The following is a 21,411-nucleotide window of genomic DNA, read 5'->3' as shown; positions in this document are numbered from 1 at the left end:
GGCAATCGGCTGAACGGCTTGGCTGGCAACGACATTCTGATCGGTGGGCTGGGCGACGATACGCTCGATGGCGGAAAAGGTATCGACACTTTGAAGGGCGGCCTTGGCGACGACCGCTATTATCTCGACAGCGCGTCGGACAAGGTCACCGAATATTTCCAGCAGGGCAACGACACCGTCGTGATCAACGGCACCTATACCCTGGGCGCCAGCGTCGAGAATCTGATCATCACAGGCACGGCCGACCGTTTCGGCACCGGCAACAATCTCGACAACCACGTCACCGGCAATGCCGGCAACAACACCCTCGGCGGCGCCGATGGCAATGACACGATCGATGGTGGCCTGGGCGCCGACATCATGCGCGGCGGCACCGGCGACGACACCTTCATCGTCGACAACACAGGCGACACGGTCACCGAATATACCGGCCAGGGGACAGACAGCGTCCTTTCAAGCGTCAACTTCACGCTCGATGGCAATGTCGAGGTCCTGACCTTGACCGGCGCCGCCAACATCCATGCTACCGGCAACAGCCTTGCCAACAATCTCTTCGGCAATAGCGGAAACAACATCCTGGATGGCAAGGCCGGCGCCGACCTGATGGGCGGCGGCATGGGCAACGATACCTACTATATCGACAATTCCGGCGACGTCGTCTTCGAACTGCCCGGCAACGGCACCGACACGGTCATCTCCAGCATAAGCTATACCCTGGCCGACAATGTCGAACGCCTGACCCTGACAGGAATGGCCGATCTCAGCGGTGTCGGCAACGGGCTGGCCAATGTCCTCATCGGCAACGATGGCAACAATGTCCTGGACGGGGGACGCGGCAAGGACACCATGATGGGCGGCGCCGGCAATGACGTCTACTATGTTAATGCGGTGGGCGACGTCGTTATTGAAGCGGCCAATGAGGGTATCGACACCGTGCACTCCGCTGTCGACTTTGACCTGGGCGCCAATGTCGAAAATCTCATCCTCGGCGACAAGGCCCGTATAGCCAACGGCAATGCCCTCGATAACGTCATAACTGGTGCGAACGTCACCTTGCATGGCGGCGACGGCAACGACACCTTGACAGGCGTCACCCGCAGCACCCTGTACGGCGATGCCGGCGACGATGTTCTGCTGGCCGTCTATAACAGCGCCAGTGTGGACGGCAGCTATCTCGACGGCGGCGCGGGCGCCGACATCATGACCGGCGGCACAGCCAACGACTTCTATATTGTCGACAGCCTTCTCGATGTCGTCAACGACAATAGTGCCACCGACAAGGATTTGGTCATGAGCTCGGTCGGCTATGTCTTGGGGACCAACCTTGAAAACCTGACCCTGACCGGCACCGATGCGATCAACGCCACCGGCAATAGCGGCAACAATATCCTCATAGGCAATGCCGCCGACAATATCCTGACCGGCGGCGGTGGTTCCGACACGGTGAGTTACAAACTATCGACGGTCCGCGGCGTTCATGTCGACCTCGGCACCGGTACGGCCACGGGTGCGGATATCGGCCATGATACCTTGATCGGTTTTACAACCGTCATTGGCAGCGACGGCAACGACGTTCTGATCGGCTCGTCGGGCAGTGATCACCTTGCGGGGAACGGCGGTAACGACGTCATCGACGGCGGCCTGGGCGCCGACACGATGACTGGCGGGGGCGGAAACGACACATTCTATATCGACAATACGGGTGATGTCATCGGTAGCCACGCCGGCGGCATCGACATCCTTTATACCTCGATCGATTTTACCGTCCTCAACGGGCCATGGAGCGAAGTTCACCTGACCGGCTCGGCCGACCTGCGCCTTTTTGGTTCAGATGATCCGGATCATCTGTTCGGCAATGACGGTGACAATATCCTGGACGGCGAAAACCGCAGTGATGTCCTGACTGGCGGCGGTGGCGCCGACACCTTCCAATTTGTCGACACCAACATCTGGACAGAAGTGATCACCGATTTCTCGTTGACCGACAACGATCATATCAACGTCTACGCTAACGCCTCGATCTTTCCCGACGAACCGGTGATCGCGCAATTCGGTTCGGACGTTAGGATTACCCTTGCCGATAACCGCGTCATCACCGTGCAAAATGTCCAATACAGCGAGGACTTCCTCAGCCACGTCACGGTCTTCAGATAGCGCTTAGCTCACAGACACGGTGGGTTTGCGGTAACCGGCAACAACCCCCAAATGACGAAAGGCAGGCCCCCACGGCCTGCCTTTTTCGCGTTTCAGGTGGCATATCCCTTGCATAAACCGTTACCAAACGGGGAATTTGTCCGGAAAAGCGCCAGCCATTAACCGGAGCCTAAACTCGTTGCGTTAGCTTGTCTGCCAGCACAGAAAGTAGCCGTCACGGTCATGAACGCCGCCCTCTCCCCCGAACAGCTCGCGAAAGCGACCGCTATCATGGATCCGCGCGACCGCCGCGGCCCCTTCCGCCCGGAAAAACTGGTGTCGCGCCGCGAACGCAAGAGCGGCGACATGTTCGTCCGCCTGTTCCGCACAGTCGACCTGTTGGGCCTGATCTTTTTCGGTGGACTGGCTGCCCTGCCCGCCGCGCCTTCGGGCTTGCTCGACGCCCCACTCGGTAATATCGTGCCCTTTATCGTCGTCACGGCCCTTACCTATTATGTCCTCAATGCCTGCAGCCTGTACCGTTTCGGCCGCAACGAACACCTGGTCAAACACCTGATAAAGCTGTTCTGCGTCCTGGCCGGCGCCTATGCCTGCGCCCTCTTCCTGTCGCGCTTTGCACCGGACGCCATCGCCGTCGAAACCTCACTGCGTTTCTGGTTCTTTTCGACCTTAAGCTTCTTCGTCACCCTGCATATGTTGTGGTGGCTGGTCGTCGAACGCTGGCGCCGCCAGGGCAAGCTGACGCCCAATATCATCATCGTCGGCGCCACCCGCCACGCGCAAAAACTGATCGAAGCCGCCATCGACCAGCGCGACGTCAATATTCTCGGCGTCTTCGACGACCGCCTGGCGCGCAACCCGGACGCCCTGGCCGGCGTGCCGATCCTCGGCGACGTCAAGGCCTTGCTCGGCCACAAGGTGACCCCCTTCGTCGACCAGATCGTCGTCGCCATCGATACCTCGGCCAAGATGCGCGTCAAGGACATCATCGAAAAGCTGCGCAGCCTGCCCAACGAAGTCTCCCTGATGGTCGACGTCGAAAGCGAAAGCCAGCGCAAAGCCGCCCTGTCGCGCATGGCCGACATGCCGCTGGCCCGCGTTTCCGGCATTTCCGAAGACGAGCGCAAGGAGCTGTTCAAGCGCATCGAGGACCTGGTCATCGGCACAATCGCCCTCCTTATCTTCGCCCCGATCATGCTGGCGGTCGCCGTCGCCATCAAACTCGACAGCCCGGGCCCGGTCTTCTTCCGCCAGCGCCGCCACGGCTTCAACAACGAAGCCATCATGGTGTGGAAATTCCGCTCCATGTACACCCACATGACCGACCACACCGCCGCCCAACAGGTGACCAAGGGCGACCCGCGCGTCACGCGCATTGGCCGCTTCATCCGCAAGACCTCGCTGGATGAATTGCCGCAACTGTTCAACGTCCTGGCCGGCGAGATGTCCTTGGTCGGCCCGCGCCCCCACGCTATCGGCATGAAGACCGGCCTCGACGACAGCGCCGTCCTGGTCGCCGAATATGCCTGGCGCCACCGCATGAAGCCCGGCATGACCGGCTGGGCCGCCATCAAGGGCTCGCGCGGCGCCCTCGACTCCGCCGAAGACGTCCGCCGCCGCGTCGTGCTCGACGTCGACTATATCGAGCGCCATTCGCTGTGGTTCGACCTCTATATCATGGCCATGACCATTCCCTGCCTCCTCGGCGATGCGAAGACGGTACGCTGATGATCACTGCCGACGCTACCCTTCTTTCTTACACTCCCCCACCCGTGGGGGAGGTGGCTTTGCGCCCCTTCGCGCAGAGACGGAGGGGGGCCTTGCTTCGCCGCGCTCGCTCACCGGAGGCGCCTTATGTTCTTTAAAGGCCTCTGGGGCTACCTCCCCGCCAATATCCTGCAAGGCCTCATCGGGTTCGCCACCCTGTGGGCTTTCACCCGCATCCTGACACCGGAACAATACGGTATCTATGCCCTGACCTTCGGTATCTCGTCCCTCGCCCAGACCGTCTTCTTCACGTGGATCGAGTCGGCCATGGCGCGCTTCTATCCTGTTGAAGGCCGCGACACCCCCGAAGCCCCGGCGCTTTACGGTACCCTCTACCGTCTGTTCGCCATCGTCGCCGTCATTTTCACGCTGGTCTGCGCGCTTGGCCTATGGCTGTGGCCGGCCGGCGGACCGCTGAAAATGGCCATGGGATTGGGTCTCGGCTGCGTCGTCTTCCGCTCGCTTGGCAAACTGGTCCAGGAACAACGCAAGTCCGAAGGCCGCGTCGGCCAGGCCTCGTTGCTCGACATGCTGCAAACCGGCGGCGGTTTCGCGCTTGGCGTTCTGTGCGCGATCTTAGGCATGGGCGGCGCCTCGCCCGTCGTCGGCGCGGCCCTGATGGTCGCACTGTGCCTGCCCTTCTTCGCCCGCGAAGACTGGGGCCGTGCGGCGAAAGGCGTCTATGACAAGGTCCGTGCCAGCCAATACGCCCATTACGGCTTCCCTGTGTCGGCCAGCCTGATCCTGACTCTGGCCCTCTATACCGTCGACCGCTTCCTCATCGCCCACTATCTCAACGAGGCCGAGGCCGGCGCCTACCATGCCGGCTTTTCGCTGGCCTCGCGCGTCCTCGACGTCCTGTTCATCTGGTTCGGCGCCGCCGGCACCCCGGCCATGGTCAATGCGCTCGAATCCGGCGGCGAAGACGCCCTGAAACTGAGCGCGCGCCAACAGATCAACACCATGGCCTTCGTCCTGTTCCCCGCCGTCGGCGGCCTGATCATGGTCGCCCCAGCGCTCGGCGGCATCCTGATCGGCGAAGGTCTCCGCGCCGATGCCTTAAGCGTCACCCCGCTGATCAGCCTGGGCGCCCTACTCTCGGGCCTCAACACCTACTATTTCCTCCAGGCTTTCACCCTCGCCCGCCGTACCAAACTGCTGGTTGTCGCCATGGCCGTCCCCGCCGTCAGCAATATCGCCCTCAATGTCGCCCTGATCCCCATCATGGGCCTGACCGGCGCCGCGCTCGCCTCCTGCCTCAGCTTCGGCCTCGGCCTCGCCGCTTCCTATCTGCTCGGTCTGAAGACCCTCAGCCTGCCCGTCCCCGTCCTCGACCTCCTCAAGACCGCGGCTTGCGTCGCCGTCATGATGGTCGTCCTGGCCGTTATGCCCGCTACCGGCCTCCACGTCTTCGATCTCGCCGTCAAGGCCGTCAGCGGCGTCTTCATTTACGGCACCCTCGCCTGGCTGCTCGATCTCAACGGCATCCGCGCCCCGGCGCAACGCATTTTTCACCGCCTGCGCGCTAAGGTAACCGCCAAGGTAACAGCATGACGCAACATATCCCTTTCCGCAGTGCGGCCTTCACCACCGCCGAGCCCCGGCTGTCGGTGCTGATTCCGTTCTATAAGGAATCCCCGCTCGCCCTGCTGCGCGCCCTGGCTACCCGCGACCCGCACATGGTCGAGATCATCCTGATCGACGACGGTTCCGCGCGCCCCGACATCACCGCCGAGGTCGAAGCCTTTATCGCCACGACAAGCTTGGCCTGCGAACTGATCACACTCCAAGACAACGAAGGCCGGGCGCGCGGCCGCAATCGCCTGACCAGCGCGGCCCGCGGGACCTATTACCTCTTCCTCGATTCCGACATGCTGCCCGACGACACAGCCTTCCTCGACCGCTGGCTCGACACCGCCGCCCTGCACCCCGCCGTCGTCTTCGGCGGCTTTTCCCTGCTCCAGGCGCCCACCGACAAGGCTTTCATCGTCCACAAGCTGATGGCCGGCCACAGCGATTGCCTGAGCGCCTCCGTCCGCGCCGAACAGCCGGAAAAATACGTCTTCACATCGAACCTCCTCGTCCGCCGCGACGTCTTCGCCGCCGAAGGCTTCGATGCATCGTTCACCGGCTGGGGCTGGGAAGACACCGAATGGGGCATGCGCGTAGCTAGCGCCTATGGCGTCTCCCACATCGACAATACCGCCACCCATATGGGTCTCGACACCCCGGCTTCGCTCGCGCGCAAATACGAACAGTCGGTCGGCAATTTCGCCCGCGTCATCGCCAAGCACCCCACCGTCGTGGCGCAGTACCCCAGCTACAAGGTCGCCCGCCTGCTCAAAAAGGTACCGGGCCTCCCCCTCCTCCGCCCCATGATCAAGGCCGTCGGCACCACCGCCTTGCTCCCGGCCAAGCTCCGTGCCTTCGCCCTGCGCCTTTACCGCGCCGCCCTCTACGCACAGGTGGTCTGATGCCAGATAGTCTGACGCCAGGTAATCCGATGGAAGAGACGCCCTATTCGGCCGACAGTTCCATATTCGGCAAGCTGCGCCGGCGTCTGGCGCGCGTCATGATGACCAAGCCGGCGCGCCTCGACGGCCTGACGCGGCCCATGTTGACCGTTTCCTTCGACGACGCTCCGACCTCGGCCGCCAGCTTCGGCGCCAAGGTACTCGAAAAACACAATGCCCGCGGCACCTGGTTCATTGCCGCCGGCCTGATGGGGCAGGCCTGCCACCTGGGCGCCTATACCCGCGTGGACGAGGTCAAGGCCCTTGCCGCCGCCGGCCACGAAATCGCCTGCCATACCTATTCCCACATCGACTGCGGCAAGGCTTCGGCGGGCAAGATCGCCCGCGAACTGGACCGAAACCAGCAGTCCATGAAACTCATGGGCATAGCCCCGTCCCAGACCTTTGCCTATCCTTACGGCGACGTTTCGCCCCAGGCCAAGGCCGTACTCAACCACCGCTACCTCGCCTCACGCGCCCTGCACCACGGCCTGATCGAAACCGGCACCGACCTCAACCAGGCGCCGGCCGTCGGCATCGAGGGCGAAAACGGCGAGCAGACCGCCATGACCTGGCTGCGCAAGGCAGCGGCGGCCCCGGCCTGGCTGGTGCTCTACACTCACGATGTCCGCGAAAATCCGTCCCAATGGGGCTGCACGCCCGACGCCTTCGCCCGCGTCGTCGATGAGGCCGTCGCCACGGGCTTCGAGATCGTCACCTTCGCCGAAGGGGCTCGCCGAGCTTTGGGTTTGCCGGCCGCATCTGCGCGTGCGGATGCCGCCTGATCAAAACCTCATCAGCACCGCCGCCGGTCCCGGATCGCCCTGCCCCTGGCTGTCGAGATCGTCGGGCAGAGACAGTTTCACCGCCACGATGACCAGCAAGGCCCACCGCAGGTCGTTCCAGCCCAAGGCCATACTCTCGGTCAGGCTCGACAGCGAATAGATGGCCAGCATCGGCAAGGCGAAATAGCCGCCATCGCCCTTGAAGCTGCGATAGAACGCCTTCAACCACGTCCCGGCAAACGTCACCGCCCACACGCACAATCCGACCAGGCCGAGCGCCAGCCACACCTCGAACCAGCACGAGTGGGCGTGGTAGGCACGAAATCCCGCCACCTGGGTGATCTTGGCGAGCGGCGCATACGGCTCCTCATCCGTCCACACGACGCCATAGCCATAACCCAATAGCGGCCGTTTCTGCATCACCCGGGCGATGCCGTCCCAGATAAAGGTCCGCCCGGTCAGGGTCGGATCCTTGCCCAGCAACAGGAAGATGTGGTCCGGCGCATAGATCATGAAGGCCGCCAGACACATCAACAGCGTCACCCCGAGCCAACTCAGCGTGATGCCCCATACCGGCCCGCGCTTGGACAGGAAGACGAAGATGATGCCACACGACCCGAGGATGGCGGCGACCAGGGCGGTCTTCGAGGTCGACATCAGCAGGGTGCCGACCATGCACAAAGCCATGAAGCCCCAAAAATAGCGCCGCTGCGGGTTATGCAGGGCCGCCGCGGCACACGATACGAAGCCGATCGCCATATTGTTGCCGAGGCTGTTCTTCTCCAGCCACACGCCGCGCCAGGCCCCGACGAACAGTTCCTGCATCTTGCCGAGGTGGGGAAAAAGGATCGCCAGCATGACCGACAACGACATCATGATGATATAGGCTATGCCCAGAACCTCGGTCAGGCGGCGCCAGCTGAACCGTGCCGCGATGGCATAAGCACACAGGATAGTCATGAGGAGCGCGATCAGACGGCGCAGCGTGCCCGACGGATCGACCGACCACAGGTATGAGACCGCGCACAGGCTGATCAGGGTCACCATGGCCGGCGTCCGCCACGTCGCCGACCACAGCCGGCGCCAGGCCTGCCACGCGACAAACAGGCCGCACAGGTAAAACGGATAGTAGAACACGCGGATAATGGCGCCCCAGCGCAACTGGTCGGTGCTGTAGCCGAACAACGGCGCCTGCCAGGCCTGGGAAAAGGCGAACAGGACGGCGACGCTGCACAGCAGGGCCAGCCAGGCGCCCCGCCAGTCGTCCCGGAAGCGATCGACAAACCTGGCGACGGCGCCTGTCAAAGAGCGGCAAACCGCCCGAGCGGCCGCCTCGTCGCCGATCCGTTGATATGGCGCGCGCGATTATAGACGATGCCCATCAAACGGCCGCCGACCTGTTCGAGATCGTTTTTGAGATTGATGCGGCTTTGCACATCGCCCGCGCCTTCGCTGACGACCAGGATGACGCCGTCCATATGCCCGGCCAACTGCAGCGCCGTCTTGGCGCGATCCATGGCCGGCACGTCGACGATAATGGTCTGGGCGTGCTGCCGCAACGCCTTCCAATAGGTCGTCTGGTCGAACAGCTTGACCCTTTGGCCGGGCGCCAAGTTCTGCTGACGAAAGCGCGTCACCCACAGCCGGCTGTCGAGAAACGGCCGCGCCGTCAGATATTTGTCGTCGCCGATCGGGTTGCCGCGGGCATCGCGGCCATGCGGTGACAGCTTGAAAAAGACTGAGCCGTCGGGTGAGGCCTGGTTGAGCGAACCCGGCGGCCCGAACCGCCGCGCGTCCTGGCCCAGCGCCACCATCTGGGTTTGGTTGCGCAGGTCGGCGTCGATCAGCCATACCGGTTTCTTGGCGAAGGCCGCCTCGCAGCGGGCATATTCGCGCGCCACGGTCGACACGCCCTCGCCGGTCAGGGCCGAGACGAACATCAAGGCGCGTCCCTGCCGCGTCTGCGGCCGGCCGAGCGCCGACATCAGGTCGGCCATTTCGCGTGTGAGATCAACCATAAGGCTCAAACAACTCTGGCGTATTCCGGCCGGACAACCGCCGAATCGCTGCCTTCACTGTGACAAAGCCGGGTGACGGGATCAAGGCACGATTACCGCGTCTTGATCTTCCCTGCAGGCTTATCGAAGTGAAGGGAAGCGATCCACAGATTACACAGATTGCGCAGATTAGAGAGGCGTCGCCGCCTCGGAACTCCGGGCTGGTGAAGAGCATGAATGATTTTAGATTCGATCGCCATACATGTCCCCTCGCCGCGTCTCTTTACGGGGAGAGGGTGACAGGCTTTAGCCTGTCGGGTGAGGGGCCGCCGACATGGACAAGGTGTATGGCGCCGGCCTTGAGGCCACCCATCCTAGCTGAAGACATTTGGCTTTAACTCTGAAAACCGTCCCAGAAAAATCTGTGCAATCTGTGTAATCTGTGGATGTCTAAATCCTACGCCGCCTTGACCCCCGCCTGCGCCAAAACCGGCAAATCCAACGCCCGGCCGGCCATGGCTGCATTGACAAAGCCCTTGCGCGTAAACACCCGCAGCAGCCCGGCGCACAACGCGGTAAATCCACCGAACAAAAACGCCATGATCAGCACCAGCTTGCGCATGCTCTTGGGCTTGTCCGGCTGGGTCGCCTTTTCGACCACCCGCACGGTGTCATCCGAGCCCTTGGCCATGGCGTTGGCGGCGTCGTTCTGTTGTATCCGCTGGGTGAAGGTCTTGATATTGTCCTGCAAAGCGTTCCGCTCGGTCGACAGGTTCGTGTACTGCCCCTCAATGCCCTGCATGTCCTGCAGCTTGCGTGTCACCTGGTCGGCCTGGGCCTGAAGCTGCGCCCGCCTGCCTTCCTGTGACGCCATATCGGCTTCGAGATCGAATTTCTGCTGCAACACCGCCTGATAGATCGGATTGCTGCCCAATTTATGGGTGGCTTCGCCGACGCCCTGGCCGCTGGCCATCATCGCCTGATAGGAAGCGATCTGGGCGTCGATATCCTTGACCGGCTGGGCATCGGGCATATAGCGCGACAGCAAGTCGGCGCGCTGCTGCTGCAGGCTCAGTATCTTGGCCGGCACGGTCAGGTCGAGATCGCGCTCGATGCTCATTTCCGGCGACAGGGTCCGCAGATTGGCCTCGACCTCGTTCAGCTTGCTGCGGTCCTGCGACATCTGCGATTCCGCCGCATAAAGGTCGCTCTGCACCTGATCGTAGATCTTCGAATAGGTCGCCTTGGCGGCTTCGAAATCGCCGACGCCGTTTTGCGCCAGGAAGCTTTGATAGGCCTGGTCGGCGACCGCCAGCTGGGCATCGAAATCGGCCTTCTGCTTTTGCAGGGCCGGCCCGATCGCGTCATGATAGACCTCGCGGCGATAGGTCTGGTACTCGTCGATCAAGGTATTGAGGATCAATGACGCCGACTCGGCGTTCTCGTGCTTGAAACTGAGGCGGACAACGCCGTTGCCGGGCGCCGTCGCGGCGGCAAAGCCCCCGTTCAGGACCTTGAGCGCCGCGGTATCGGAATCGTATTTGTCGGAGGGCGTTTTCGGCGACCACAGTTCCGCATCGTCGGGCAGGATGACCTTGTAACCCAACTTGGCAATCACGCGCTTTTTGACGTCGGTCGAGTTGAGGATTTCAGTTTCCGACTGCACGACCTCATCGACCGTGGCGGTGGCGCCGGCGGCGGCGTCGCCGACGGTCGGTTGATAGACATAGTCCTTGCCGAGCGACATCAAGAGGCTGGCGCTGGCGGTATAGCTTTTCGGCATTTTCATCGCGACCGCGGCGCCAAGGCCGAAAATGACAATGAAGACGAGCGCCATCACCCACCATTCGCGCAGCAGCAGGCTCAAAATGTCGCCGACACCGAGGTTCATGACGGCGGGACGCGGCACGGCCATACCGGCGCGCAGAGGCACGACCTTCGGCTCTTCCTCATCCCATCGCTCAGGACGCATTCTGTCTCAATCCTCTACGCACGCCGCACATTCGCCGATTCTTAAGAAAACCGTAAGATTAACTTTAATGACCGCCCTGTTAACGAATGTTTACCACTTCGTGGTTTTAATCGCTCAAGCGCCGCGGGGCTCGCGCAAACGTGCGCGGCGGGCGGTCGCCCTTGCCGAAACTTGGCGTTTCGGAATCTTTGATTACGGTGCTCCCATGCTGTCCCGCAGAACCCTCTTCCTGACCGGTCTTGGCGTCGCTGCCGCTTACGCCAGCGGCGCCGTCGCTCATGAGAAAATGCCACTGGCCGGCAATATCGCCTTCGCCACCTGGCAGGACGACGAGCCGCTCTATGTCTTCTACCCGGGCGACAAGCTTGAGATCTCCGTCCCGGGCGCTCCGGAACTGAGCCGCCTAACCCAGGTCGGCCCGGACGGCCGTATCACCCTGGCCCTGGTCGGCCAGGTCATGGCCGCCTATAAAACCATCCCCGAGCTCCAGGCCGGGATCGTCCAGGCCTATACCGGCGTTTTGCGCAATCCCCAGGTCATGATCTATCCCGGCGACACCGCGCCGATGCGCGTCTTGGTCGGCGGTGAAGTGAAAAACCCCGGTTGGGTCGATATGGGCGGCGATATGGACGCCCTTCAGGCGACGATCGCCGCCGGCGGTTTTACCCACAGTTCCAAGGGTCATCAGGTGCTGTTGATCCGCCGCGGCCGCGACGGCCAAGCCATGCGCCGCATTATCGACTTACAAACGCCCCTGTCGGGCCGGGCCACCCAAATGGTCGCGCTCCGCCGCTTCGACATCATCTACGTTCCCCGCACCAATATCGGCGAAGCCGGCGTCTTTATGGAACAGTATGTCAACAACCTGATCCCGGGCGGCATCCTCAACTACTTTACGTATAAAGCTTTCCAGTAAACATTGGGCCAGTAAGCTGACGGGCCGCTCTTGACAGCCGGGCGGCAAGAAGCGCAATTTTCGTGAAAACGCTTACGCGGGAAGAAATCGCCATGATCGATCGCCGCCGTCTCCTGGCCTCCGCCGCCGCCCTGGCAGGCGCCACCGCCCTGCCCGCCCTGGGCCAAATCTCTCCCGACACCTCCGGCTTGCCCGAAACGTCCAGCCTGAAAGTCGCCCGCTTTATCGACGCCGACCACGTCGAGCTGCAAAACGGCAGCGACAAACAAACCACCGCGCGCGGCGCGACCTTCGGTCCGTGGACCCTGGTCGAAATCACTGACAACTTCGTCGTGCTTGAGGATTTCACCACGCCCGATGGCAACCTGCTCCTGGTCACCACGGACGGCGTGATGACGACCTTCGGAAAGTCGCGCGAGGACACTACACTCGACTACGCCAAGGGCTTCCTTGGCCACACTGAGGCCGAGGTTCGCGCCAGTCCCACCGACCTGTTGGGCGGCCTCATCCTCGCCAAGCCGGGCGACCCGGACTATGCCGAGGTCGCCGCCGTCTTTCCGCCCATCCGCAAGGTGTGGGGCGACACCTATAATTTCCTCAGCACACCGGAGAGCCAGGACAAGGTCTGGTTCGCCTATGGCGGCCGCTCGCCCAATTTCAATCCTGCCGTCTATCAGCCCTCGATCGAAGATATCCGGAAGGACGGCAAGGTCCAGGACGGCCTCGTCGGCGGCTACCTGCCCTGCCTGCGCTTCGTCTATCCCGAAAGCGACGGCGTCTGGACCGAGCTCCTGGCCTTCGCGCCATTCCGCATGATCAACGACAATCCACGCATGCAGCCCGTGTGGTATCGCATCAGCCGCATCGAAGGCGGCAAACTGGCCTGGACAAAGCACGTCGATTCCTACCTGCCCTACCCGCCGCGCACCGGCGACGATGCGCGCGACTTCTATAACGACCTGATCAAGTTCAAGGACGAATGGGACGCGCGCCTGGCCCCTGGTTTGCAACTCGACCTGCCCGATACCCGCATGATGAACCAGGCGCGTCACAGCCTGATCCGCGCCATGATGGGACGATCGGCCGGCTATCCCAAATACGGCACGGTCGACAAGAATTACGGCGGCAGCGAACACGACGGCTTCCCCGACACCTTCACCGTCGAAACCGCAGCCATGATCGAATGGGGTCTGATCGACCGCGCCGGCGCCTATATCGACAACTATTTCGGTCAATTCGTCCGCGACGACGGCGTCATTCTTTATCGCGGCCCGGAAACCGGCCAATTCGGCCGCATGCTGACCGTAGCGGCGCAATATGTCACCGCCGGCGGCGACCCGGGCCTGCTGGTCAAACACCGCAGCCGTATCGACGCCATCACCGATGTCCTGCTTTCCATGCGCGCCAAGGCCCTGCTGCTGCCGAAGGACGATCCGGCCTACGGCATGTTATCGGGCTGGAGCGAGGCCGACGCTGTCCTCGAAGCGGATCCGCAACGCTATATGCAGCCCTATTTTTCCAACAGCACGGAGGCGGCGCGCGGTTTCCGCGATCTCGGCCGGGTATGGGTATCGACCGGCGCAACCACGAACGACCCCGACCTCACCGCCTGGGGCCGGCAACTGATCGCGGAATCGGAGTCCTTGAATCAGGATGTCCAGACCGCCATTACCCGCTCGATCCTGCACGTCGATGGCCAGACCATCATCCCGACCATTGCCGGGGTGAAAGAGCCTTTCCACGTCGTCCTGCAACGCGACAAGTCCGACCCGCAATGGCGCAGCTACCGCTCTTACATGGAGATGCTCTATTCCGGCAATCTGACGAAAGACCAGGTCGACCTGATCGTCGACTACCGCACGAACAACCATGACATCGTCCTCGGCATGCCGATGGCCTATGGTTACAATACCGGTGAGATGGCGGGCTTCCTGTCCTACGGCCACGGTTATGGCCTAATCCGCAACGATCGCATCCGCGAAGCCCTGCTGATGACCTGGTCCGACATGGCGCACCAATATACCCGCGGCATGTGGCTCGCGCCGGAAACCCGGCGACCGCTATCGGACGACTGGGCCTCGGCCTATTGCAGCCCGGCGCAACTGGTGGCGCCCCTGATGACGCGCTGGCTGCTGGTGTTCGAGGATCCCGAATCGGACACTCTGTGGCTGGGCAAGGGCATGCCGCGCGCCTGGCTGAGGGATGGTGAGTCGGTAAAGGTCGCCAATGCCACGACGCACTGGGGCCAGGTGGCCTTTTCAACGCGGGCTGGGAAAAAAGTCATTCAGGCGACCGTAACCTTGCCGGCCGCGATGACGGCGGAAATCCGGTTACGTCTGCGGGCCGAATCGAAACTCAAGGCCGTGACGGTCAATGGCAAAAGGTGGCAAGCTTTCGACCCGGTCGGGGAGTTTATTTCTTTACCGGCGGGTATATCGGGCCAGGTCGAGATCGTCGCGCACTATGCCTGACAACACACCCAAGAGTCGCCAAACTCACATCTCCAAAGTCCGCAGGACTTTGGCAAGGGCGACCGCCCGCCGCGCACGTTTGCGCGAAATCTCTCACTAAAAAGCGCGGCTTAAAAAAGCCATCGGCTTTTTTAAGCCGCGCAGCCGATGCGGCCGGCATCGATCCATTGACGGGCCGCTTTCTGCGCCTCGGCAATGTCTTCGCGATCCATCTCGCGCGACAGCTCGCGGCGGTAGATGGTCGCTTCGACCGAACCGCGCATGGCGGCCAGGTTGAACATCATATGGGCCGAAATCAGGTCGAGCGGCGCGCCGCCCTGACCGGTCGAATACATCATGCCGAGGCGGAACAGGTCGTCGCCGCCCATTTCGGGGGTCGGCAGGGGCAGGCTGTTGGCTTCGAACGCGTTATCGGTATACATTTGTGTGCCGCGCTTTTTGCGCGTCTCCTCACGGGTTGATAGGACGAGTTCACCACCACGCGATAAAATTAGAGTTAACAACGAAGTTTACGCTAAATATTTTGTGTCAATGAGAGTTTAATATTAATAATGGTGTTAATAAATTTCTATACACAAATTAATATGGCGATAAAATCTCAGTAAAAATAGTTTCCAACTTGGTAATTACTCAATTCAATAGACACAGCATGAGCACAATAGACGTTAACACATGACAATTCGCTAAACAATTATCCAACACCACCTAAGCAGACTCACAAATTTAAACCCCTGCTTAATCGCCTTGGTCGCCCCGTACCGCGGGTTTCAACTGACAACTTCATTCAGCTTCAGTTCACACAGAACCTGTCATAAAGTGTCCCAAGGAGATAATTTTTATCGCCACGCGTGTCAGGTCCGCTCAAAACCCCCAACTGGGGTGACCTTTTTTGACTGTGAGGACATAGATGAACAGCAAACTTGCTAAAAAGGTGGTCCCCGGCCTGGCCCTGGGACTCATCCTGGGGCTGGCCGCGGCCCCAAATTTCGCGGCGGCCTACGCTCCGCCCACCCGCGACGATGACGGCAACAGCAATCGCACCATACCGCAACACGCCCGTGGTAATAACAATAACGGCGGTGGAGACCGTGGCGGCAACCGCGGCGGCGGCGGCGACCGAGGTGGTAATCGCGGCGGCGGTGGCGGTGGCTGGCAAGGCGGCGGCAATCGTGGCGGCAACACGCCCGCCCCCGCCCCGTCCCAACCGGCGCCTCAACCCCATCAAGGCGGCGGCAATAACGGCGGTCAGTTGAACGGCTGGCAAGGCGGACGCCACGACAATGGCGGCGGCGGTCGCGATCATGGTGGTGGCGGTAACGGCGGTGGTTGGCAAGGTGGCGGCAATGGCGGCGGCTGGCAAGGCGGCGGCGGTCGCGACCACAATCCACCCACGCCACAACCAACACCGACACCGCCCGTGACCAATGACCACGGTAATAATGGCGGCGGAGGCCGCGATCATGGCGGCGGCGGTGGCGGCTGGAACAATGGTGGCGGCGGCCGCGATCACGGTAATAACGGCGGCGGCGGACGCGACCACGGCGGCAATGGCGGCGGCTGGCAGGGTAACGGCGGCCGCGACCACAATGGCGGAGGCTGGCAAGGCAATGGCGGCCGTGACCACAACGGCGGCGGCTGGCAAGGCAATGGCGGCCGTGACCACAACGGCGGCGGCTGGCAAGGCAACGGCGGCCGTGACCACAACGGCGGCGGCTGGCAAGGCAATGGCGGCCGTGACCACAACGGCGGCGGCTGGCAAGGCAACGGCGGCCGTGACCACAATGGTGGCGGTTGGCAGGGCAATGGCGGTCGTGACCACAACGGCGGCGGCCGCGATCACGACGGCAATCGCGGCCATCATGGCGGCGGTGGCGACTGGGGTCACCATTATGACTGGCGCAACAGCCGTCACTTCCATGGCTACAGCGGCGTTCGCTTCGGCTTCTATTACGCACCGGACTACGGCTATTATCAGGTGCCGCAGCAATGGTACGGCCATCGCTGGATGGAAGGCGAGTATCTGCCGAGCTACTTCCTGACCTATCGTATCTCCAACTGGGACGATTACGGCCTGCCCTACCCGCCCTACGGCGCGGCCTGGTTCTTCGTGGGCCAGGACGCCGTGCTGGTCGACCTCAGCGACGATTACATTCTCGAGGTCATCTATAACGTCTACTAACGTAAATTTCGACCGATCCCGATACCCGCAGACCTCCAGGTCTGCGGGTATTTCTTTGCCTGGAGCGCATGGCCAGCCCAAATAAAAAACCCATAAACGATAATGTAAAAGACTATTTTTTCGCCCCCTCTAACTTATCGGCCCCTTATTTAAGCGACAAATTTCCGCCCGCATACAGCGCGAAGTTAACGACGTTGATCTCCGGCCACAATGGTCTGAACAATCTTTAGGCGTTTGAGTTTGTTCTTGAAATTGTAATGCCGAATGCGAGCGCCATCTCTCGCCTCCCCTTCCGGCATTCATAAAACAAAGAGGAATATCATGAAAAATGCTTTACACATGACGGCTGCTTTCGGCCTTATCCTTGCCCTCGGCACCGTCCCCGTCATCACCAATGCCCAGGTCCTGGGCGGCAGCCTCGGCGGCGGCGGATCGCTTGGCGGTTCTTTGGGCGGCGCCGGCGGCGGCCTGACCGGTAACGGCAGCCTGACCGGCCAGGCCGGCATCGACGGCGCCGATCGCCTGACCGACCAGGCGGCCCAGGAGGCCCGCGACAGTGCCGCGGCCGCCAGACGCGACGCCCGCATCGCCCGCCAACAAGCCAGGGACCTGAGCCGTGACGCCCAGGGTGCGGCCTCGGCGGACGTCAATGCCAACGCCAATGCCGACGGCTCCGCCAATACCAACCTGCGCAACATGATCGATGCCCAGTCTCGCACCGATGCCCAGGCCGACGCCTCCGTCAGGGTCGACCCCGGCGCGGCGACCGCGACGGCGCGCGACGGCGTATCGGCCGCCCGCCAGGACACCGCCCGCGTGGCGCGCCAGGCCGGTAATGCCGTACACGGCGCCGTCGATACCGCCGCCGACGCCGATGTCGGCGTCAATGCCGACGTTTCCGCCTCCGGCGACGCGTCAGCCACCGCCTCCCCGCATTAAGCGCTTCCACGCTTTAAGTCTTCCGGCTGTCGCGGCAAGAGGCGGCGGCCGGCTCCCTTGAAAGGAGACCACGATGAAATATACAGCCCTCATTCTGTCGACCGCCCTGGTTACGGCCGGCTTCGCGCCTTTCGCTCTGGCTCAGGACGCCACGGCGCCCGCGGCCAGCCAGCAGACCCCGCCGACGGCGACCGTGCCGGCCTCACCGGCCCAGTTGAAGCGTGAGCACGATCGCGCCGTCAAGGCTGGCGACACCGCCAACGATCCGTTCGACTCGTCCAGTTCCGACGCCCTTAACCGTCAACAGTTGGAGTCCGCCCAGGCTGCCCTGGCCGCCATGCCGGCCAATGGCACCGTCCTGCCGCCGGAACAGTCCGTGCCCGGCAATGCCGACGTCGAAGCCGTGCCCGCCCCTAACCCGGACATAACGCCCGACGCGACGGCGCCCGATACATCCCAGCCCGGCACGCCCGACACCGTCCCGCCGATACCGTCGACCGACACCCCCGACAGCGTCCCGCCGGCCCCCGACTCATCGCCACCGGCGACGGACGACTCGCTCAAACCAACCAGCCCTATCGAGCCTCACAGCAACTGATACAGGATAACTGTTACAGTAAGGGTGGCGGTTTAAAGCCGCCACCCCTCACGTTTAGAATAAAAATGTGTAGTCAAAGGCAGTCAATAAAAATAAAAAACCTGTAAATATTGACATATATGCCAATAAATTCCCCCCAAAATAGACCAAATCGACAAGATACGGCCAAAATTGCGCCCGATTCTTACGAAAGTTTCATGTTCGTCGCTATTTGCCGCCTTCCGCACAGGTGAATAGTCTTCGGATACTTGTACTGTCTTTGTGTCCTCCCCCAACCGAAAGAGAACTGACCATGACATCTTTTGCCCGTATCGCCGCCGCCGGCTGTTTCGTCGCCGCTCTCGGCATCGCTCCTGTGCTGACCATGGCGCAAACCACGACGGCCACCGATCCGGCCACTGATCCGGCCGCCGCCGCGACGACCTCCTCCAGCACCGATTGCTCGAGCACCTCGTCGTCCGAAAGCACCTCCGACTCCGCCGCCGCCAGCAGCAGCGTCTCGTGCTCGACCTCGACCAGCGACAGCTCGTCGTCCGACAGCAGCTCTCCGACAGCTGATGTCGTGGCGCCCGCCGCTCCGGACGCCGCCACCCCGGCTCCGGACGCCACCGCGCCCGCTCCGGATGCAACCGCTCCCGCGACGACTCCGGATGCTGGCGCCGCCACGTCCCCCCAGGCGCAATAACGACCGGCCCACAAGCCAATAAAAATCCCCGCATCGTCATCGATGCGGGGATTTTTTATCGTCCCGTCGCTAACCGGAACACCGTGCCCCAGGTCAGCTTGCCGCCGGTCAGCACCCCCTGCTTGAACGCCCTGCGCCCAAGATTGATCATCAGGGCCGCCACCAGCAGCATGTCGAACAGGGTCAGGGCAATTTCCCACAACGGCAGGGGATGCGCCAACCGCAGCGGCATGAGGAATGGCGTGAAGATCGGCACATAGGACAGGTACTGGATGATCGGCGTATCCGGCGCCACAAAGGCCGCCTGCATGCACAACATGGGAATCATCAACACGATCATCATCGGCCCCATGATCGCCTGGGCATCCTTCTGAGTTTCGCAGAAGGCGCCGATCGACGCAAACGTCACCCCGAACATCAGGTAGCCGCCGATAAAATAGGTCACGAGCAACGCGATCTGCGCCGGCGAGAACAGCCCCGACACCACCATCTGAATCTTACCGGCCCATTCGGGCGGCACCACCGCCATGCCGTAGGACATGACGCCGAACCCGGCCACGCTCCAGATCAGCCCCACCGTCGCCAGGACCGCCGCCACCCCCAGGACCTTGCCGACCAGCAGCGCCTCGGTCGAGGCCGAGGCCAGCAACACTTCCAGCACCTTGCTCGACTTCTCCTCGATCACCCCGCCCAGCAGGATCATCGACGACGAGAAGATGGTCATCCACGAGATATAGCCCATCACGGCGCCGATCAGCAAAGGCGCCTTGTCGCGAACACCGTCCATGAAGTCGTCGTGCGCCACGCCCGGGGGCACCGGCGTCAGGTTCTGGATGTCGGCGCGCGATTCACGCATGTCGTGAGCCAACCGGGCATCGATGCCGTGCACTTGCGCCACCTTGTAATATTGCAGGCCGTGCAGGTCCCACTGGATGAGGTCGGCGAGCTTGCCCTGTTGCTTGGGCGTCGACCAGATATGAAAATGCAGGACATCGTCCCGGTCATAGACCACGATAACGGTCGATGCCGTCGCATGAGGATCTTCGAGCAGGGCCGGCAGCTTCGCCTCGGCCTCTTCCACGGTCATCGCCGTCGTCAGGCCGGCCGGCACGGGCACCACGCGGATGTCGTCCTTCCGCACCAGGTTCCGCACCATATTGCCGGCCTCGCCACGCTGGCTGGCCGCCAGCCCCTGCTGTCGCACCGACGCCGCGACCTGCGACCCCAGGTTCTCGCCACTGAGGTCCAGAACCGCCACCGACATCACATCCTTGGGCGCCGTCGTGCGCAACAGGATCGGCACCGAGATAATGGCGCAGATCATCAGAGGCAGGGTGACCAGCGACAGCCAGAATCCGACCGTGCGGACAAAGGCGAGATATTCGCGTTTGGCGATGAGAAATGTCTTACGCATGTGAGTCACCCAATGGATCGCCGCCGGTCAGCACGATGAACGCCTCGTGCAGGCTGGGCTCGCGCGCCTCGAACCGGCGTACGTCCAGCCCCTTCAAAAACGCCGCCTTGAGCGCATCATTGGCCGTGTGCCCTTTGGCCAGGGCGCAGCGCCACATCGGCACGCCCTCCTCGCTCAAGCCCATATCCGTCGCACCCGCAATCCCCGGCAAGGCCAGCACGTCGGCCTCGCCGACCATGCCTTCTATATCGAGGAAGCGCGGCGCCGCTGCGCGTGCGGCCTTCAACGTCCCTTCGAACACCTTCTGCCCCTTGGTCAGCATGACGACGTTTTCGCACAGACGCTCGGCGTGCTGCATGACGTGGGTGGAAAATAGCACCGTGGCGCCGCGCTTCGCCAGGTCGCGGATGATGGTCTCCAGTCCCTGCTGGTTGACCGGATCGAGCCCGGAAAACGGCTCGTCGAGAATGACCAGGTCGGGCTCATGCACCAGGCACGAAATCAACTGGACCTTCTGCTGCATGCCCTTGGACAGGGTGCGGATCTGCTTGTCGAGAAAGCCGCCCAAGCCTTGCGCCTCCAGCATCGTCTTGGCGCGCGACCGCGCCACAGACGCCTTGACGCCCTTCAGTCCAGCCAGGAAGACGATGACGTCGACCGGCGTCATTTTGCGATAAAGCCCGCGCTCCTCGGGCAGGAAGCCGATCCGGTCCAATGCCTTGGCGCTGGTCCCGCCCAGGACGGTGATGCGGCCCGAGGTCGGCGCACTTAGTCCCAGGATCATGCGCACAGTCGACGTCTTGCCGGCGCCGTTCGGCCCCAGGAACCCGCAGATCGAACCGCGCTTGACCGCGAAGCTCAGATCCTTGACCGCCTGGAACTCGCCATAGCTCTTCGACACGTGGTCGAGGCTCAAGGCTAAATCACTCGTCATGCACATCCCCCATGGTTCGGCCTACCTATTGCCCGAAGACCGCTTAAGACATTCATAAGACCAGCGGCGAGTGAGCTTGGCTCTTCG

At 62.3% G+C, this 21,411-nt stretch carries 17 protein-coding genes; 11 read left to right on the top strand and 6 right to left on the bottom strand.

The genetic code is table 11. The features are described 5' to 3' along the window. The 5 genes from AC1DX3_RS22670 to AC1DX3_RS22650 form a co-directional block, all read left to right on the top strand. A partial coding sequence (locus AC1DX3_RS22670; RefSeq protein WP_476991627.1) for a beta strand repeat-containing protein occupies positions 1-2,154 on the top strand: 2,154 nt, incomplete at its 5' end. A gap of 222 nt (positions 2,155-2,376) precedes the next feature. Then, on the top strand, positions 2,377-3,882 hold the full coding sequence (locus tag AC1DX3_RS22665) for an exopolysaccharide biosynthesis polyprenyl glycosylphosphotransferase (protein WP_476991626.1): 1,506 nt from the start codon (positions 2,377-2,379) through the stop codon (positions 3,880-3,882). A 126-nt stretch (positions 3,883-4,008) separates the two neighbouring features. After that, on the top strand, positions 4,009-5,475 hold the full coding sequence (locus tag AC1DX3_RS22660) for a lipopolysaccharide biosynthesis protein (RefSeq protein WP_476991625.1): 1,467 nt from the start codon (positions 4,009-4,011) through the stop codon (positions 5,473-5,475). Next, positions 5,472-6,395, top strand: a complete 924-nt coding sequence (locus AC1DX3_RS22655) for a glycosyltransferase family 2 protein (protein WP_476991624.1) — start codon at positions 5,472-5,474, stop codon at positions 6,393-6,395. The genes AC1DX3_RS22660 and AC1DX3_RS22655 overlap by 4 nt, the downstream gene beginning before the upstream one ends. Further along, entirely contained in the window at positions 6,395-7,219 is an 825-nt protein-coding gene (locus AC1DX3_RS22650) for a polysaccharide deacetylase family protein (RefSeq protein ID WP_476991623.1), read from the top strand. Before AC1DX3_RS22655 ends, AC1DX3_RS22650 begins: the two co-directional genes overlap by 1 nt. Here AC1DX3_RS22650 and AC1DX3_RS22645 read toward each other — a convergent pair whose 3' ends face one another. From AC1DX3_RS22645 to AC1DX3_RS22635, 3 genes are all read right to left on the bottom strand, one after another. Then, positions 7,220-8,524 carry an O-antigen ligase family protein gene (locus AC1DX3_RS22645; RefSeq protein ID WP_476991622.1) on the bottom strand — a complete coding sequence of 435 codons (1,305 nt, stop codon included), beginning with the start codon at positions 8,522-8,524 and terminating at the stop codon, positions 7,220-7,222. After that, positions 8,521-9,237, bottom strand: a complete 717-nt coding sequence (locus tag AC1DX3_RS22640) for a P-loop NTPase family protein (RefSeq protein WP_476991621.1) — start codon at positions 9,235-9,237, stop codon at positions 8,521-8,523. The genes AC1DX3_RS22645 and AC1DX3_RS22640 overlap by 4 nt, the downstream gene beginning before the upstream one ends. Before the next feature lie 436 nt (positions 9,238-9,673). Beyond that, entirely contained in the window at positions 9,674-11,188 is a 1,515-nt protein-coding gene (locus tag AC1DX3_RS22635) for a GumC family protein (protein ID WP_476991620.1), read from the bottom strand. A gap of 205 nt (positions 11,189-11,393) precedes the next feature. On the opposite strand from AC1DX3_RS22635, the gene AC1DX3_RS22630 reads away from it, so the two are divergent. Together AC1DX3_RS22630 and AC1DX3_RS22625 are read left to right on the top strand one after the other, a co-directional pair. Further along, positions 11,394-12,104, top strand: coding sequence for a polysaccharide biosynthesis/export family protein (locus tag AC1DX3_RS22630; RefSeq protein ID WP_476991619.1), 711 nt, complete (start codon positions 11,394-11,396; stop codon positions 12,102-12,104). 62 nt (positions 12,105-12,166) lie between these two features. Then, complete coding sequence (locus tag AC1DX3_RS22625) at positions 12,167-14,575, top strand: hypothetical protein (protein WP_476991618.1); 2,409 nt, start codon at positions 12,167-12,169, stop codon at positions 14,573-14,575. A gap of 131 nt (positions 14,576-14,706) precedes the next feature. On the opposite strand, the gene AC1DX3_RS22620 is transcribed toward AC1DX3_RS22625, so the two are convergent. Next, a complete protein-coding gene (locus AC1DX3_RS22620) occupies positions 14,707-14,997 on the bottom strand; it encodes a sel1 repeat family protein (RefSeq protein ID WP_476991617.1) in 291 nt (96 codons plus the stop codon). Between the two features lie 485 nt (positions 14,998-15,482). Here AC1DX3_RS22620 and AC1DX3_RS22615 point away from each other — a divergent pair, with 485 nt between their 5' ends. The 4 genes from AC1DX3_RS22615 (at position 15,483) to AC1DX3_RS22600 (ending at position 18,976) form a co-directional block, all read left to right on the top strand. Beyond that, positions 15,483-16,754 (top strand): RcnB family protein, encoded by a 1,272-nt coding sequence (locus AC1DX3_RS22615; RefSeq protein WP_476991616.1) that lies wholly within the window; start codon positions 15,483-15,485, stop codon positions 16,752-16,754. Between the two features lie 321 nt (positions 16,755-17,075). Beyond that, positions 17,076-17,693, top strand: coding sequence for a hypothetical protein (locus AC1DX3_RS22610; RefSeq protein ID WP_476991615.1), 618 nt, complete (start codon positions 17,076-17,078; stop codon positions 17,691-17,693). A gap of 73 nt (positions 17,694-17,766) precedes the next feature. After that, the gene (locus AC1DX3_RS22605) at positions 17,767-18,291 is read left to right on the top strand and encodes a hypothetical protein (RefSeq protein ID WP_476991614.1); all 525 of its coding nucleotides are present in this window, start codon (positions 17,767-17,769) and stop codon (positions 18,289-18,291) included. Between the two features lie 292 nt (positions 18,292-18,583). Further along, the gene (locus tag AC1DX3_RS22600; protein ID WP_476991613.1) at positions 18,584-18,976 is read left to right on the top strand and encodes a hypothetical protein; all 393 of its coding nucleotides are present in this window, start codon (positions 18,584-18,586) and stop codon (positions 18,974-18,976) included. Positions 18,977-19,031: 55 nt separating this feature from the next. Here the strand turns inward: AC1DX3_RS22600 and AC1DX3_RS22595 are convergent, their stop codons facing one another. Together AC1DX3_RS22595 and AC1DX3_RS22590 are read right to left on the bottom strand one after the other, a co-directional pair. Beyond that, entirely contained in the window at positions 19,032-20,390 is a 1,359-nt protein-coding gene (locus AC1DX3_RS22595) for an ABC transporter permease (RefSeq protein WP_476991612.1), read from the bottom strand. Next, the gene (locus AC1DX3_RS22590; RefSeq protein ID WP_476991611.1) at positions 20,383-21,324 is read right to left on the bottom strand and encodes an ABC transporter ATP-binding protein; all 942 of its coding nucleotides are present in this window, start codon (positions 21,322-21,324) and stop codon (positions 20,383-20,385) included. The genes AC1DX3_RS22595 and AC1DX3_RS22590 overlap by 8 nt, the downstream gene beginning before the upstream one ends. Positions 21,325-21,411 lie beyond the last annotated feature (87 nt).

The sequence above is a fragment of the Asticcacaulis sp. P2_B1 genome, from assembly GCF_056404915.1.
Note: the sequence above shows the minus strand (reverse complement) of the source record. Positions and strands in the feature narration are given on the sequence as shown.

Coding starts and splice junctions, on each gene's coding strand:
- AC1DX3_RS22665 (WP_476991626.1), top strand. CDS start 2,377: ATGAACGCCGCCCTCTCCCCCGAACAGCTCGCGAAAGCGACCGCTATC.
- AC1DX3_RS22660 (WP_476991625.1), top strand. CDS start 4,009: ATGTTCTTTAAAGGCCTCTGGGGCTACCTCCCCGCCAATATCCTGCAA.
- AC1DX3_RS22655 (WP_476991624.1), top strand. CDS start 5,472: ATGACGCAACATATCCCTTTCCGCAGTGCGGCCTTCACCACCGCCGAG.
- AC1DX3_RS22650 (WP_476991623.1), top strand. CDS start 6,395: ATGCCAGATAGTCTGACGCCAGGTAATCCGATGGAAGAGACGCCCTAT.
- AC1DX3_RS22640 (WP_476991621.1), bottom strand. CDS start 9,237: ATGGTTGATCTCACACGCGAAATGGCCGACCTGATGTCGGCGCTCGGC.
- AC1DX3_RS22635 (WP_476991620.1), bottom strand. CDS start 11,188: ATGCGTCCTGAGCGATGGGATGAGGAAGAGCCGAAGGTCGTGCCTCTG.
- AC1DX3_RS22630 (WP_476991619.1), top strand. CDS start 11,394: ATGCTGTCCCGCAGAACCCTCTTCCTGACCGGTCTTGGCGTCGCTGCC.
- AC1DX3_RS22620 (WP_476991617.1), bottom strand. CDS start 14,997: ATGTATACCGATAACGCGTTCGAAGCCAACAGCCTGCCCCTGCCGACC.
- AC1DX3_RS22615 (WP_476991616.1), top strand. CDS start 15,483: ATGAACAGCAAACTTGCTAAAAAGGTGGTCCCCGGCCTGGCCCTGGGA.
- AC1DX3_RS22610 (WP_476991615.1), top strand. CDS start 17,076: ATGAAAAATGCTTTACACATGACGGCTGCTTTCGGCCTTATCCTTGCC.
- AC1DX3_RS22605 (WP_476991614.1), top strand. CDS start 17,767: ATGAAATATACAGCCCTCATTCTGTCGACCGCCCTGGTTACGGCCGGC.
- AC1DX3_RS22600 (WP_476991613.1), top strand. CDS start 18,584: ATGACATCTTTTGCCCGTATCGCCGCCGCCGGCTGTTTCGTCGCCGCT.
- AC1DX3_RS22595 (WP_476991612.1), bottom strand. CDS start 20,390: ATGCGTAAGACATTTCTCATCGCCAAACGCGAATATCTCGCCTTTGTC.
- AC1DX3_RS22590 (WP_476991611.1), bottom strand. CDS start 21,324: ATGACGAGTGATTTAGCCTTGAGCCTCGACCACGTGTCGAAGAGCTAT.